The sequence below is a fragment of the Halomicrobium sp. HM KBTZ05 genome (assembly GCF_041530035.1).
Taxonomy (GTDB): Archaea; Halobacteriota; Halobacteria; order Halobacteriales; family Haloarculaceae; genus Halomicrobium.
Genome location: NZ_CP168057.1, coordinates 2,612,658 through 2,626,736, shown reverse-complemented (window position 1 = coordinate 2,626,736; position 14,079 = coordinate 2,612,658). Strand labels below are relative to the sequence as shown.

16 protein-coding genes are annotated in these 14,079 nt (G+C 67.7%); 3 read left to right on the top strand and 13 right to left on the bottom strand.

Annotated elements, in window-relative coordinates; genetic code table 11:
* Positions 1-17: 17 nt before the first annotated feature.
* A complete protein-coding gene (locus ACAH01_RS13610) occupies positions 18-458 on the bottom strand; it encodes a VanZ family protein (RefSeq protein ID WP_372479559.1) in 441 nt (146 codons plus the stop codon).
* Between the two features lie 44 nt (positions 459-502).
* The gene (gene aglM / locus ACAH01_RS13605) at positions 503-1,798 is read right to left on the bottom strand and encodes a UDP-glucose 6-dehydrogenase AglM (RefSeq protein WP_372479557.1); all 1,296 of its coding nucleotides are present in this window, start codon (positions 1,796-1,798) and stop codon (positions 503-505) included.
* An 82-nt stretch (positions 1,799-1,880) separates the two neighbouring features.
* Between aglM and aglF the strand changes: the two genes are divergently transcribed.
* Both aglF and ACAH01_RS13595 read left to right on the top strand, forming a co-directional pair.
* A complete protein-coding gene (aglF, locus tag ACAH01_RS13600) occupies positions 1,881-2,642 on the top strand; it encodes a UTP--glucose-1-phosphate uridylyltransferase AglF (protein WP_170093561.1) in 762 nt (253 codons plus the stop codon).
* Positions 2,643-2,683: 41 nt separating this feature from the next.
* Positions 2,684-3,670, top strand: coding sequence for an SDR family oxidoreductase (locus ACAH01_RS13595; RefSeq protein WP_170093562.1), 987 nt, complete (start codon positions 2,684-2,686; stop codon positions 3,668-3,670).
* 13 nt (positions 3,671-3,683) lie between these two features.
* On the opposite strand, the gene arcS is transcribed toward ACAH01_RS13595, so the two are convergent.
* The 6 genes from arcS to ACAH01_RS13565 form a co-directional block, all read right to left on the bottom strand.
* On the bottom strand, positions 3,684-5,456 hold the full coding sequence (gene arcS, locus ACAH01_RS13590) for an archaeosine synthase subunit alpha (RefSeq protein WP_372479556.1): 1,773 nt from the start codon (positions 5,454-5,456) through the stop codon (positions 3,684-3,686).
* A 92-nt stretch (positions 5,457-5,548) separates the two neighbouring features.
* Positions 5,549-7,018, bottom strand: coding sequence for a tRNA guanosine(15) transglycosylase TgtA (tgtA, locus tag ACAH01_RS13585; RefSeq protein WP_372479555.1), 1,470 nt, complete (start codon positions 7,016-7,018; stop codon positions 5,549-5,551).
* Positions 7,019-7,043: 25 nt separating this feature from the next.
* Positions 7,044-7,487, bottom strand: coding sequence for a type II toxin-antitoxin system VapC family toxin (locus tag ACAH01_RS13580; RefSeq protein WP_170093565.1), 444 nt, complete (start codon positions 7,485-7,487; stop codon positions 7,044-7,046).
* Positions 7,484-7,759 (bottom strand): hypothetical protein, encoded by a 276-nt coding sequence (locus ACAH01_RS13575; protein ID WP_153552839.1) that lies wholly within the window; start codon positions 7,757-7,759, stop codon positions 7,484-7,486. The genes ACAH01_RS13580 and ACAH01_RS13575 overlap by 4 nt, the downstream gene beginning before the upstream one ends.
* 162 nt (positions 7,760-7,921) lie before the next feature.
* On the bottom strand, positions 7,922-8,164 hold the full coding sequence (locus ACAH01_RS13570; RefSeq protein WP_372479554.1) for a hypothetical protein: 243 nt from the start codon (positions 8,162-8,164) through the stop codon (positions 7,922-7,924).
* Positions 8,161-8,472, bottom strand: coding sequence for a hypothetical protein (locus ACAH01_RS13565; protein ID WP_372479553.1), 312 nt, complete (start codon positions 8,470-8,472; stop codon positions 8,161-8,163). The genes ACAH01_RS13570 and ACAH01_RS13565 overlap by 4 nt, the downstream gene beginning before the upstream one ends.
* A gap of 103 nt (positions 8,473-8,575) precedes the next feature.
* Here ACAH01_RS13565 and ACAH01_RS13560 point away from each other — a divergent pair, with 103 nt between their 5' ends.
* A complete protein-coding gene (locus ACAH01_RS13560; protein ID WP_372479552.1) occupies positions 8,576-10,372 on the top strand; it encodes an L-aspartate oxidase in 1,797 nt (598 codons plus the stop codon).
* A gap of 46 nt (positions 10,373-10,418) precedes the next feature.
* On the opposite strand, the gene ACAH01_RS13555 is transcribed toward ACAH01_RS13560, so the two are convergent.
* The 5 genes from ACAH01_RS13555 to ACAH01_RS13535 form a co-directional block, all read right to left on the bottom strand.
* Positions 10,419-10,679 (bottom strand): hypothetical protein, encoded by a 261-nt coding sequence (locus ACAH01_RS13555; RefSeq protein WP_153552835.1) that lies wholly within the window; start codon positions 10,677-10,679, stop codon positions 10,419-10,421.
* Positions 10,676-10,903 (bottom strand): hypothetical protein, encoded by a 228-nt coding sequence (locus ACAH01_RS13550; protein WP_153552834.1) that lies wholly within the window; start codon positions 10,901-10,903, stop codon positions 10,676-10,678. Before ACAH01_RS13550 ends, ACAH01_RS13555 begins: the two co-directional genes overlap by 4 nt.
* 106 nt (positions 10,904-11,009) lie before the next feature.
* On the bottom strand, positions 11,010-11,264 hold the full coding sequence (locus tag ACAH01_RS13545) for a hypothetical protein (protein WP_206039138.1): 255 nt from the start codon (positions 11,262-11,264) through the stop codon (positions 11,010-11,012).
* A 124-nt stretch (positions 11,265-11,388) separates the two neighbouring features.
* On the bottom strand, positions 11,389-11,934 hold the full coding sequence (locus ACAH01_RS13540; protein WP_372479551.1) for an NUDIX hydrolase: 546 nt from the start codon (positions 11,932-11,934) through the stop codon (positions 11,389-11,391).
* A gap of 52 nt (positions 11,935-11,986) precedes the next feature.
* Entirely contained in the window at positions 11,987-14,041 is a 2,055-nt protein-coding gene (locus ACAH01_RS13535) for a hypothetical protein (RefSeq protein WP_372479550.1), read from the bottom strand.
* Between the last annotated feature and the right edge of the window lie 38 nt (positions 14,042-14,079).

Below are 14,079 nucleotides of genomic sequence, written 5' to 3'. Positions count from 1 at the left end.
TGCGTAAAGCGGCTTCGCTACGGCTCGCCGTCGGACGGGAACTCCGTCGCCTCGTCCGTGACCGGTTCGAAGCGCAGTCGGGTGGCGATGACGCCCCAGCCGGCGGCGATCACGGACGCGCCGACGGCGTTTGCGAGCACGTCGAGACGACTGAACTGCCGGTACGCCAGTGGCAACTGGACGAGTTCGACCACGAAGCCAAACGCCACCGCGAGGACGAACACCGCAACGGCCACTCTGCGTGGCTCTCGCTCCGCCAGCGCGTAGGCAAGCACCGTCGCGAGGCCGCCGTACGCCAGCACGTGGAGGTACTTGTCGATCCCGAACACGCCGAGCGGACCCGTTATCCGGCTGGCCGAGCCTGGGCGAAGCACCGAGACGAACAGGATCACGGCCGCGACGCAGCCGACGACCAGCCAGCGCATCCGGCTGGAGACGAGTGGGAGCCGACGGGACATAGCGACGACTGGCCGGCGACGCGCAAAAATGTCTTGCTGTGCGCTCACCAGGTCAGGCCTTCGTAGGTGATGCCGTCGCGCCGCTCGACGACGTGGCGGCCGTCGACGACGACGGGGTCCGCCATCTCGTCGAACTCGTCGTCGAGCGCCGCGAACTCGTCCCAGTCGGTGACGACGACTGCACCGTGGGCTCCCCTCAGGGCGTCCGCCGCGGCGTCGGCGGCGCTAAAGGCCACGTCGGGCGCGTACTCCCGGAAGCTCTCGACGGCGACGGGATCGTAGGCGACCACGTCGGCTCCTCGCTCGTGGAGCCCTTCGATGACCGGGATCGCACGCGTCCCGCGTACGTCGTCCGTGCCGGGCTTGAAGGACAGTCCCAGCACGGCGATCCGTTTGTCCGCCACGTCGACGTGATCGTCGAGCAAGGAGAGGAGCCGTTCTGGCTGGCGGTCGTTGACGTTCACGCCGGCCTTCAGGAGTTCCGGGTCGTAGTCGGCGTCTTCCGCGGCCGCGATGAGTGCGTCGACGTCTTTCGGGAAGCAGCTACCCCCCCACCCCAGCCCCGACCGGAGGAACCGCTCGCCGATGCGGTCGTCGAGCCCGATCGCGTCCGCGACCTCGTAGGCGTCGACGCCGTACTCCTTGCAGATGTTCCCGAGTTCGTTGATGAGGCTCACCTTCGTCGCGAGGAAGGAGTTGTTGGCGTACTTGATCATCTCGGCCTCACGGAGGCCGGTGCGGACGACCGGGGCCCCGGTCTCCTCGACCAGTGGCTCGTAGATCCGATCGAGCGTCTCGTAGGCTCGCTCGTCGGTCGCGCCGAAGACGATCTTGTCCGGGTCCGTGAAGTCCGCGACGGCGGTCCCCATCCGGAGGAACTCGGGGTTCATCGCGATCCGGAAGTCCTCGCCGACCGCGAGGTCGCCGGCCTGCTCGATTGCCGGTGTGACGACCGCTTCGGTGCTGCCCGGGATCACCGTGCTCTTGACGATCACGAGGTGGTCGCCGCCCGCCGGGAGCACCTCGCCCAGCGAGCGCGCGCCCGCTTCCATGATCGAGAGGTCGTTGCTCCCGTCGTCGTTTGCGGGTGTCGGCAGCGCGAGGAACGTCGCGTCGGTCTCGCGAACGGCCGCGTAGTCGGTCGTCGCCCGCAGACGGTCGCCCGCGTGGCGCTCGATGCGCTCTGCCAGACCGGGCTCGTGGATCGGCGCGTCGCCGTCGTTGATCGCGGCGACGACCGACTCGTCGATGTCGACGTTGACCACGTCGTGTCCGAGGTCGGCCAGACAGGCCGCGAGCGTCGTCCCGACGTACCCGCTGCCGACGATGCTTACCTTCATTGGCCGCCAGTTGGCCGGGACTGGCCTTGAGGATTCTGTTCGACCGATAGCCTTTAGCTGACTGACTGGTGAAAGGGAACGTATGAAAGCTGTCGTCCTCGCCGCCGGGGAAGGCACCCGGCTCCGCCCGCTGACCGAAGACAAGCCCAAAGGAATGGTCGAAGTCGCCGGCAAGCCGATTCTCACTCACTGCTTCGAGCAACTGATCGAGCTCGGTGCCGACGAACTGCTCGTCGTCGTCGGCTACAAGAAACAGGTCATCATCAACCACTTCGAGGACGAGTTCGAGGGCGTCCCGATCACGTACGCCCACCAGCGCGACCAGAAGGGGCTGGCCCACGCCCTGCTGACCGTCGAGGAGCACATCGACGACGACTTCATGCTGATGCTCGGCGACAACATCTTCCAGGCGAACCTCCAGGACGTGATCAATCGCCAGCGCGAGGAGCGGGCCGACGCCGCCTTCCTCGTCGAGGAAGTGCCGTGGGACGAGGCCTCTCGCTACGGAGTCTGTGACACCAACAAGTACGGCGAGATCGAGGAGGTCGTCGAGAAGCCAGCGGACCCGCCGTCGAACCTCGTGATGACCGGGTTCTACACGTTCACACCGGCGATCTTCCACGCGTGTCACCTCGTCCAGCCCTCCAACCGCGACGAGTACGAGATCAGCGACGCGATTGACCTCCTGTTGCACTCCGGGCGGACCATCGACGCCATCCGGATGGACGGCTGGCGCACCGACATCGGCTATCCCGAGGACAGAGACGCCGCGGAGGAACGGCTCACCGACGGTGCCGAAGTCGACGACGGTGAGGCCGTGCAGGCGGTCGACGGCGCGGAGTAGTCCCGACGGGTTTTTACTGACAGCCCGTGGCCTTTCCGACAATGAGGATTCTCGTCACCGGCGGTGCGGGGTTCATCGGCGGTCACATCGCCGAGCGGTTCGTCGTCGACGGCCACGACGTGGTCGCGCTGGACAACCTCGATCCGTTCTACGACGTGGACATCAAACAGCACACGATCGAGCAGTGTCGCGAGCAGGCGGCGTCGGGCGACGGTAGCTACGAACTGGTCGAGGGCGACGTGCGCGACGCCGACCTCGTCGCCGAGCTGGTCGCCGACGCCGACTACGTCTACCATCAGGCCGCACAGGCGGGCGTCCGTCAGAGCGTCGAGAACCCGCGCAAGTACGACGAGGTCAACGTCGACGGAACGCTGAACTTACTGGACGCGGCCCGCGAGACCGGCCTCGAGCGGTTCGTGATGGCGTCCTCGTCGTCGGTGTACGGCAAGCCGCGGTACCTGCCCTACGACGAGGAGCACCCGACGACGCCGGTCAGTCCCTACGGGGCGTCCAAGCTCGCGGCCGAACGGTACGTCTGTGCCTACAGCGAGGTGTACGATCTGTCGGCGGTCGCGCTGCGCTATTTCACCGTCTACGGGCCGCGGATGCGCCCGAACATGGCGATCTCGAACTTCGTCTCGCGCTGTCTCGACGGCCGATCTCCGATCGTCTACGGCGACGGGAGCCAGACGAGAGACTTCACCTTCATCGAGGACGTGGTCGAGGCGAACGTCGCACTGCTCGACACCGACGCGGCCGACGGCGAGGCGATCAACGTCGGCTCGACGGACAACATCGAGATCGAGACGCTGGCCCAGGAGATCCGCGACCAGCTCGCCCCGGAGCTCGATCTGGTCTACGAGGAGCGCCACGACGCCGACGCCGAGCACACCCACGCCAGCACCGAGCGAGCCGCGGAGCTGCTGGGCTACGAGCCGGAGTACACGATCCGTGAGGGCGTCTCGGCCTTCATCGACTGGTACCGCGAGAACCGCGAGTGGTACGAGCCGCTGGTCCGCAACTCCTGACGGTCACCGCACGCTACTGTTCTTCGACGTGGCGCACCTGGCAGGCGATCCCGCGAGTGGCCTCGTCCATCGCCGGACCGGGCATCGTCGCGCGGCCGACGCCGAAGGCCGACGGGCCTTCGATCACGACCTCGTCGCCGACGCGGATCTCGTCGTCGGCCTCTACGACGCCCGGCGCGAGCACGGAGCCGTGTGGCACGAAGTCGTCGATCGCGACGCGCTTTACCGACACGTCCGAGTCGACCCACCGTCGGGCTCCCGCGATCGTCAGTCCGAGGACGCCGTACTGCTGGGTCAGCGCCGCCAGCTGTTCTCCCTGGCCGCCGTCGGTCCGCTCGCCGTGGGCCCGTAGCTGGGGGTACGTCCCTTCCGCGGTCAGCGTGTCGCCGAAGATCTCGTCGCCCGCACCGGCCCCGAACTGGTAGTCTGCCACTGCCCGGAGCGTGTTGTGCTGGCGCTCGCGCTTGCGGTACTTCGGGTACCCCTCCAGCGCCCCGGCGAGGTTCGCAAGCGAGTCTGCCGTCGTCGGGTGGTCTTCGACGGTGTAGGTAAAGGACTGGTCGAGACGCTCCTCGACGCGCTCGCAGATCTCGCGGTACCCCTCGCCGGGGACGTGGACGATCACTTCGGGGTAGTCGGTGCCGTCGAGATAGCGTTCGAGCACGTCGGCCACGAACTCGATCTCGTTGGCGCTCCACTGCCCGGTGACGACGGAGTCGTAGTGCTGGGCCGGATAGGTGAGCTCCAGTTCCTGTGGGACGACACCGATCGGCGAGGTCATCGACGCCATGTGGCCCCGGAACTGGACCGCCCGGTGGTACTGCTCGTGGCTCTGTGAGTCGCTGTAGGGCTTGCGCGCCGAGCAGGGGACGATGACGAGGGGCTGCTCGTCGAAGCGGGGCCGGTAGCGTTCGGTGACCCGCTGTGCGAACCGCTGGATCTCGACCCGGCGCATGGTGTCTTCGGTCGCGGCGGTGATCTCCTCGCGGCGGTAGATCGGCGTGTGGCGTTCGAGGTAGGCGTACTGCTGGTCGAGCCGCCGCATCGTCGCCGTCAGCCACTGGTCCTGACGAGCCTGGCCCTCGACGTAGTCACGCAGCCGGCCGTCTCGTATCCGGCGACGGACACGGGCCAGCTCCGCTTCCAGTGCGTTGACGTTGTGGTCGACACAGTCCTGGCGGTCGAACTCCTCGCGGGGCTGCCGGCAGGCCGGACACGAGCAGGGCAGTTCGTCGAGGTCTTCCAGGAAGTAGGCGTCGTCGGTCGTCAGATATCGTCCCTGTGTCCCCCGGACGACGGCCCGGTCCCGGTCGACGAGGTCGACGCCAGCGTAGACCAGCGTGGCGACGTTGCGCGGCGTCGCGACGCCGGACAGCATCAGGGCGGTGTCGTCCGGGATCGCTTCGCGCGTCTCGATCACGGCCTCGACGAACGCTTCGGCGTGGCCGACGACCCCGGCGGCCTCCGAGAGGACGTACGCGTCGGCGCTGTCGTCGTCGGCCGTCTCCGTCGAGACGACGGCGGCGCTCGGATAGTCCACGTCAGGATAGTCGACGGCGAACGCCTCGGCGACCTCCTCGGGCGTGCCACCGGGGAGGCCGCGGTGCGGGAGGACGGTGAGGACGCTCTCGTCACCCTCCGGCACGTCTCGCTCCGTCGGCCAGAGGCTCCCGGCGTCCGCGAGGTGGTCGTCCACGACCGCGGGCGTCGTGACCGGATCGGCCAGCCGCAACTCGGCCAGCCGCGCCGCGCCGTCGCGCTCGTGAACCTCGAAGTACTCGGTCATGGCCCTGTATCGGCTACGGGGACCCAACTATCTTGCGAGTCTCCCCGGCCGGCGAGTCGCCACGCGACGGGACGGCCGACACGGCATCCCGGTCAGTCCTCGCCGAGGTGGCGGACCGTCACCGAGTCGGGCACGCGATCCAGCGCGCTCTCGGGCCACTCGAACTGTGCGAGCGTGAACGTCGCGTCGGGGTTGCACTCGGCGAGGCGGGCGACGCCGTCGGCGGCGGTCTCGTAGGCCTGTGGAGCGAGTCGCTCGGGGACCTCGGCGGTGAAGGGATAGGCGTCGCTCATCTCCCTGGGGTAGGGGCCGAAGGGAGGCGTCACCTGCCAGCTCTCGTCGTACCCCTCGTCGCGCTCGCCCTCGGTCAGCAGGATCGAGCCCGACAGGTCGAAGCGGTCGAGACGCTGGTGGTGGCGCACGACCTCGGGACGGCGCGCGCTCTCCGTCGACGTGTGGAAGACGGTGTCCTTGGCGATCCGGTCGGTCGTTTCCAGCTGCTCGGCGTGGTCCAGCAGCGTCCGGTAGCCGTCGAGCATCGTCGGGTGGGCACGGGCCCGCGAGTCGACCAGCTCCATGAGGTCGCCGTCCCTGATCGCCTGCTTGATCGTCCGGATCTCGCCGTAGGTGACGTGGAGGTTGTGGCGGGCCAGCAGGTCCTCGCCGCGCTGGTCGTCCATCGCCCGCAGGTCCGCGGGCTCGTACTCGACACAGACGGGACACGAGCAGGGGAAGTACTCCATGTCATCGAGGTGCTCGGTACCACGGACGGTGAGGTACCGGCCGTCACGAGCGTACAGCGCGTACGCCGCCGAGTCGAACAGGTCACAGCCAAGCGCGACGGCCATCGCGAACATCATGGGGTGGCCGGCCCCGAACAGGTGGACCGGCGCGTCCTCGCCGAGCCCGCGCTTGCAGGCCGCGACCACGTCCGCGAGGTCGTCGTAGCGGTACTCGTTCATCAGCGGGACGACCGCACCGACCGGGAACACGTCGAGGTCGGTCCCGTGTGCGTGCTCGGCCGCTCGCTCGCGCAGGTCGGGATAGGTCGAGCCCTGGATCGGTGCAGTCGTGAGCATCTCGCCGGTGTCGACGCCGTCGGCGATCTCCAGGCGCTCCTGGGTCGTCGCCAGCTCCGATTCGGCCCGCTCGCGCGCCACGTCCGGCGGCGTCGGGATGTCGACGGGCGTCCCGATGTCGCTCCCGATCTCCCGCTGGAAGGCCAGGATCTCCGCCGTCGTCACGTCGATCTCGCCGTACTCGGCCAGCTGGAAGGAGCCGGAGTCGGTCATGATCGCCCCCGGGAAGTCGAGCAGTTCGTGGAGACCCTGCCGCTCGGCCGGCTCGCGGAGGTCGTCGCTCTGGTGGAGGATGTAGCTGTTCGTGATGAGGATCTCCGCGCCGAACTCCGACGCCAGCGTGGACGGCTCGATCGTCTGGACGTGGGGGTTGACGACGGGCAGGAGTGCGGGCGTCTCGACGGTGACGCCGGCCCGGGGCACCGTCAGCTCGCCCAGGCGGCCGGCCGCGTCGTACCGGCCGACTTCGAAGTGGTCTCGCATTACCCCCAGTGGGGAGAGCGCGTGCCTAAGGGTTGCGTTCCGCGACGGTGGCCGGAGCGAGGCGATCGACGAGACCGTCGAAATCGTCGTCGAACGCGAGGACGTGGTCGATGTCGTGAGACCGGACCAGCGCGACCGTCGTCGCGTCCGTGAAACTGAGGCGCTGGTCGTCGTACCGTTCGAAGATCTCCACGGCCTCGTCGAACTGCGGTGATTCGACATCGAGCATCGAGAACTCGCTCGGGTAGCCGTCGCCTCGAATCCGCTTCCCGACGTGGACTGCTCGCTCGTGATCGCCGCTTCGCTGTAGCGTCAACGTCACTGCCTCGTCGTAGACGTAGTCGCTGACGTACGGCTGTCCGAAGGCCCCGTCTTGCACTGCTTCGAGCGCTGCGGCGGCGACATCGTGGCGAGATGCCGAGTGATCCTGCTCCGCGTAGACGACGCCAGTATCGACGAAGACGGTCATCCGTAGAGGATGTCGTCGATGTCGTCCTCGTCGGTCTCGACGCCCGAGTCGAACTGACTCTCGCGTAGTTTCTCTTTTTGCTCGTCACTCAGCGGGACCGTCGAGTCACGGAACGAATCGACGAACTCCGTCCGGGACCGATCGACGTTCTCGACCATCCGTTCGAGGATCTCCTGCTGGGTTACCTTCCGACCCGTTTCGAGTCTGATCTCGGCCTGGATCTCCTCTATCTTCTCCTTGACCGCCTCGTCCATCTTCACGGCCGTCGCCATACAACTGAGTAGCAATTTCAACCGAATAAACGTTACTCACCCACGGCCGCGTCGCCACTCGCTTCCAGGTGTTCGCGTTCGGCGACGAGACAATCGGCGAGGGCGTCCCTACGTCCCATCCCGTAGTCTTCGCTTGCGGTTTCGGTCCGAAACGTCTGTCGTTCACCCGCCCCGGACGCGGTACCAGACCGTTTCGCCGACCGGCGATCCGCCGTCGAGGTCGAGTCGTCCCACGAACAGGTCCCGGACGGCGAAGGTGACGGTCAGTTCGACGCACTCCCCGTCGTCGGCGCGGACCGTGACGACGCAGTGGCCGTCGCGTTCTTCGAGTGTCTCGATCTGCCCACGCTCCCACCGATCGACGTGGTGGTCGGGCTCTCTGGCGTGGATGCGATCGTGGTTCACGACGGGGTCCCGTCACAGCAGACGGTGTAGCGAACGTCCGCGTCGGCCAGGGCGGCGACCCGTTCGAGGACGGTCGTCGTCGTCTCCAGCGGGCCGAACTTGCTCACCGTCTCCCCGCCGGCTCGCACGACGAGCGTCCACGCTGCGGTCCCTGCCGGCCCCTGACGCCGTTCGACGACGAGCGTCCGGTCGGGAAAGGCGAGGCGACAGTGGCCGTCGTCCGAGACGGTCAGCGACACGCCCTCGCGGTCGCCGAACCGCTCTCGGAGCCGCGCTTCGAGGCCGTCGGCGTGTTCTGGCTCGGTCACACCGGCCGTAGCGCCTCTCGACCGATACGTGTTTCGCGGCTTCGCGTGCGATCACGCGCACGCGCGCGAAAGCCGTAAGGGTCCAGCGCCCCTCTGTCTTGATGTGAGCAACCCAGACACTGCCGACAGCGACGGAACGTCTGTGCCCGAATACGAGCGAGTCGACGTCTCGGTACTCGTCGTCGGAGCGGGCGCTGCCGGCGCTCGGACGGCGATCGAACTCGCCGATCGCGGCGTCGACGACGTACTGGTGCTGGGCAAACGGAATCACGGCGACGCCCACACGACGTGGGCTCGCGGTGGCATCAACGGCGCACTCGGGACCCACGATCCGGACGACTCGTGGGCGATCCACGCCGCCGACACCCTCAACGAGGGCCACTTCGTCAACGACCCACAGAAGGTCGAGACGGTGACCAGACAGATGCCCGATCGCCTCCGGGAACTCGACGACTGGGGGATGGACTTCTCCCGAACGGACGACGGCGAGATCGACCAGCGGTTCTTCGGTGCCCAGTCGTTCCGCCGGACGGCGTTCGCGGGCGATCACACCGGCGAGTCGATGCTGGAGACGCTCGTCGACCGGGCACGGGAGCTGTCGGTGCCGTACCGCGAGAACGTGCTGATCACCAAGCTGCTGTCGGACGGTGACCAGTGTTACGGCGCGGTCGGGTTCGACATGGACTCCGGCAAGTTCGTGCTCGTCAACGCGGGGACCGTCGTGCTCGCGGCTGGTGGCTACGCCGCGGCCTACAACCGCCACACGTCCCGCGACGACGAGAACAACGGCGACGGGCCGGCACTGGCCTACGACGCGGGTGCCGAACTCATGGACATGGAGTTCGTCCAGTTCCACCCGACGGGGATGGCGGTCGACGAAGACGATCCCGAGTGGGAGCCCTGGAGTGGGAGACTCGTCACCGAGGCGGTTCGCGGCGAGGGGGGACACCTCTACAACACCGACGGCGAGCGGTTCATGGAGCGGTACTCACCGGACCAGATGGAGCTAGACGCCCGCGACGTCGTCGCCCGAGCGATCGCACAGGAGATCGCGGAAGGACGTGGCACCGACAACGGCGGCGTCTCCCTCGATCTCTCTCACAGGGACCGTGCGTTCATTCGAGAGCGTCTCCCGCGGATGTACGAGCGGTTCCAGGAACTGGGCGTCGACATGGCCACCGAGCCAGTCGAAGTCGCGCCGACGGCCCACTACGGCATGGGCGGGGTCGCCGTCGACGAGCACGGGGAGACGACCGTCGACGGACTGTTCGCGATCGGCGAGACGATGGCCGGCGTCCACGGTGCCAACCGACTCGGTGGCAACTCGCTGGCAGAGACCGTCGCCTTCGGCGTCGTTGCGGGCGAACGGATCGCCGAGCGCGTCGACGGAGCGGGGCACCTGCCCGAGGCGGTCGTCTCCGACATCGCCGAGCCGCAGTTCCGCGACCTGGCGACACTGGCCGGTCGGGACGGCTCTCACGACGTGATGGACGTGTTCACCGAACTGCAGGACCTGCTGTGGGAACACGCCGGCATCCTGCGGACCGACGCGTCGTTGCGGGCGGGCCTCGACGCACTCGACGAGGTCCGCCGGAAGGCCGCCGACATGGACGTGGGGCCGACGACGAGTTCGTCGTTCGAGTTCGCGATCGACATCGGGTTCATGCTGACCGCCGCAGAGGCGGTCCTGCGTGGCGCACTCGAACGGACCGAGTCTCGGGGCGCACACTACCGGACCGACGAGACGGAGACGGACCCGGACTGGCAGCGCAACATCTACTTCGAACGCTCCGACGTCGGTGGCATGCGGACCGAGACGCGTCCGGTCGGCACGCCGAGCGACGCCGTCCAGGCGGCTCTCGACGAAGGGCACGAACTGGACTACCACCAGCTCGAATGAGGCCGCTCGGGCGTCCCGAGGGCCGATCAGATCGTGTGGCTGGGGCTTAGCTGTCCGGCACGTCGAAGTAGCCCAGTGCGTCCAGAATCGCGCCCAGCAGGAAGCTGATCACGGCGAGCACGACGACGAGGCTGGTCAAAACCGTCGAGATGGGTTCCGGGAGCGTAAACTGGAACGCTGCGATGAACACGCACGTGACGATCCCGACCACGAGGAGAAACGACCCCGCGCTCGGGTCCTCGCCGGTCAGGAACTCGATCCCGGAGAGCGAACGGTCGGGCTGTTCGTCTGCGAGATCGTTGCTCATGTCTCGGCCTCGGGTGCGGCTCGCTGGACGATCTGAACGAGATGGGAGACCCAGAGCCCGCCAGTGAAGCCGAACAGCACGGAGACGACGACGACCTTCGTCATCAGCTCCAGTGGGGCGACTGCTGCCAGCAGGCAGAGCGTGCCAAACAGGAGCATCAATCCGTACTGGATGCGCGTCTCGGTGTCGATCCGTGTGAGTGGTCTGGTGATTGTCGAACGCATTGTGTCTGTCTCGTCGCGACTGCAGTGTCTGGTCGTCCGGTACACCGGCTCGAACTCTCGGCGGCCCGAGGTGGCGACTCCCTTCACGGAGCGACGGCCCAGCGTTTCACTCTCGGTGCCGTTCGAGCTCCGTCTCGATCTCGTCCAGCCTGCGGTAGATGGCGAGCCCGAGGATCGTCGCGGGCCACAGGCCAACGAACTGTCCGCGCTGTTTGTCTCCTCGAACGTAGTAGTAGTACAGTGCCAGCGCGACGGAGGCGATCGAGGCCAGTGCCGCCGGGCCGAGCGTCCGTTCGGCGTCACCGCCCGTCTCGACTGTCAGTTCTTCTGTGAGCACACTGTTAACTAGTCCCACAAACATATATCACTTCGGCAAGAATACCACTGCGATTTATCTTCTGGCAGCTATCTGGCCGCACTGTTCTCTCTGCAACCGTCGGCTCCAGGTGGTGCGTGGGATACAGACGGACGGCCGGGAGACGACTCTACTGCTCGAACAGCGCGTAGTAGAGCACGCCCGTCACCGTGCGCCCGTCCCGAAGCTCGTCTTCGCGGGCCGCATCGAGGAGTTCGTCGAGCGTCGTCGTCGCGACGCGGATCGACTCGTTGTCGTCGAGGTCCTGCTGGACCGTCTGCTCGCAGTCGCGGGCGACGAAGTAGTGGAAGACGGCGTCCGCGAAGCCGTTGGCCGGCTCGACCGTCGTCAGGTGTTCGAGCGACCCGGCCTCGTAGCCGGTCTCCTCGGCGAGTTCGCGATGGGCGGCGTCCGCGGGCTCGGCGTCGTCGGACTCCATCGAGCCGGCCGGGAGGCCGCGGTTCACGCGGCCGACCGCCTGTCGCCACTCCTCGATGACGACCACGTCGCCGTCGGGCGTCAGCGGGAGGACGACGACGCTCTCACCCTCCGCGAGGTAGTCGAATTCGGCGTCGGTACCGTCCGGGAAGCGAACGCGCTCGTTGCGTACGTCGAACCCCGCACAGCTGTAGGCGACGCTGCGCTCCAGAGTCTCCCAGGCGAGTTCGTCGGTCATGTCACAGCGTGTGTGGACGACGGTCAAAAGGAGCCCGGAACTGCCGCCCGCGCTACAGCTTCTCCGCGTCGAGGGCCTGCTGGACGCGTTTGCGGGCCTGTGACAGCCGTCTGTCGACCGCTCGCTCGATAGGATCGGGGAGACCGTCTGCGGCCCGTTCGAGGTTGTCTGCGACCCGGTCGAATCCGCTCTGGACGGCGACGAGCCGGCGGTCCGCTCCCTCTCGGTCGCCGTCTGCGGCCCGCTGGGCCGCTCGCTGTGCGGCGCTGCCGGTCGCTTCCAGCGCTCTGACGAGTCCCCGGACGGCGTTTGCCCTCCCGTCGAGGTCCAGTCCCTCGATCTCGGCGCGCGTCTCCTCGGTGATCGTCGCCAGAAAGCTCGCCAGCGATTCTTTCCCGGTGGTCGGCCGCTCGATCGCGATGCGGTCCTCGTCGGTCGGGTTCACGCGGACGGCCCCGAGTTCGTCGTCGCTGTCCCGGATCTCGCCCGTGTAGGCACCGCCGCGGTGGACGTAGACCGCGTCTGGTCCCTCGACCGGCGCGTCGTAGAGCCGCCCGCCGAAGTCGTCTTCGAGCGCGAAGTCGGTCACGTCGGCCTCGCTCTCGGTCGGATCGACGGTCACCTTCGTCGCGTCCTCGCGAGCCACGAGCGGGATCTCGCCGTCGACGCCGGCCGCCGTCACGCCCTCGTCTTCGACCGTGATCGACTCGCTGTGCGGTTCGACACCTGCTCCGTTGACGGTGAGGCGGTGCTGGCCGGAGTCGACGCCCTGTGCGACCGCGACTCCCCGGAACGTCGGGACGGCACTCGGCTCGCTCTCCAGCAGCGCGACGGACTCGACCGCGCTGTCCTCGGTGGTCACGCCTTCCCCGTCCGGAGCCTCGCCGTCTTCGACGAGCGAGGACACGGCAGTGACGACGGCGTTGACCGGTGCCGGCTCGCCGATCGCCGTGTAGCGATCTGCGAGTTCCCGGCGGTGGTTCGGGTCCGAGATGTCCGCCGCGGGGTTCTCGTAGCGAGGCTGGGTCCAGGGCTCGCCAGTGGTGGTGATGTGGCCCGAGACCGCGTCCTCGACGGCTTCCGGGACCGAGAACTCGAAACTCAACTGCGGACCGGTGAACCCGGAGATGTGTTCGAGGGCCGTCGTCGGTCGCAGTTCGTACGCCACGTCCGCGTCGGTCTCGGGGTCGTCGCGGCCTTCGAACTCGAAGACGAGGCCGGTCTCGCGCTCGGGGAGGTCGGTCGGCGGCGCGGTGAGCGCGTCGAACGACCGGATCGTGAGCGCCGCGGGGACGAGATCTTCGGGTTCGACCGACGGCAGCCGATCGTGCTCGTAGACGGGTGCGCCGTCGAGTTCCGGGACGACGTAGGGGAGCCGACTCCCCTCGTCGCGGGGCAGCCCGTAGGCGACGGGGATCGAGGCGAGAGACTCGACGTCGTCGACGACGCGGTTGGTGATGTCCGCGATGTCGCCGCCCGTCGGCAGTCGCTGGAAGCGGTCGCGTTCCTCGTTGACCGACAGCGCGCTCGAATGAGAGCCCAGTTCCTGGAGGATCCGCGGCACGGTCCGCTCGGGATCGAGAAACTCGTTGTTGGGCACTTTCCGGGAGTGGGAACTGGCGACGAACAGCGCGGGCTCGTCGCTGTCGGTGTCGACGAAGACGTGGAGCACCTCCCAGTCGTGCCAGTGGAAGTTCGTCGTGAACTGGTCGAAGGCGCTGTAGGCCCAGTACTGGACGACCGCCAGCGGAGAGTCGTCGTAGGTGACGACGTTGTGGAAGACGGTCGGGTCCGGCGGCGTCTCGGCGGCTCGAAACCGTTCGGTGTAGCCGTCGAGTGCGTCGAATCCCGCGACGACAGTTTCGCCCTCGCGCTCGCTCTCGTAGGGGCGTGGATCGGTCGGGTACCACTGCTCGGCGCTGTCGAAGTACAGCGTCGGTGCGAAACGCTCGGCCAACTCGCGAGCGCGGCCCTCGTCGACCGGCGTCGTCGTCGCGTCCTCGCCGGATTCCAGCGCGCTACAGCCGGCCACTGCGCCCGTCCCGACGGCGGCGGTGGCGGCGAGGAAGGCACGCCGGTCGAGGGGATCGGAGGCGTACTCAGTCACGTGTGTCCCTCGCCGGGCACGTCAAAAGGTCTTCTGGC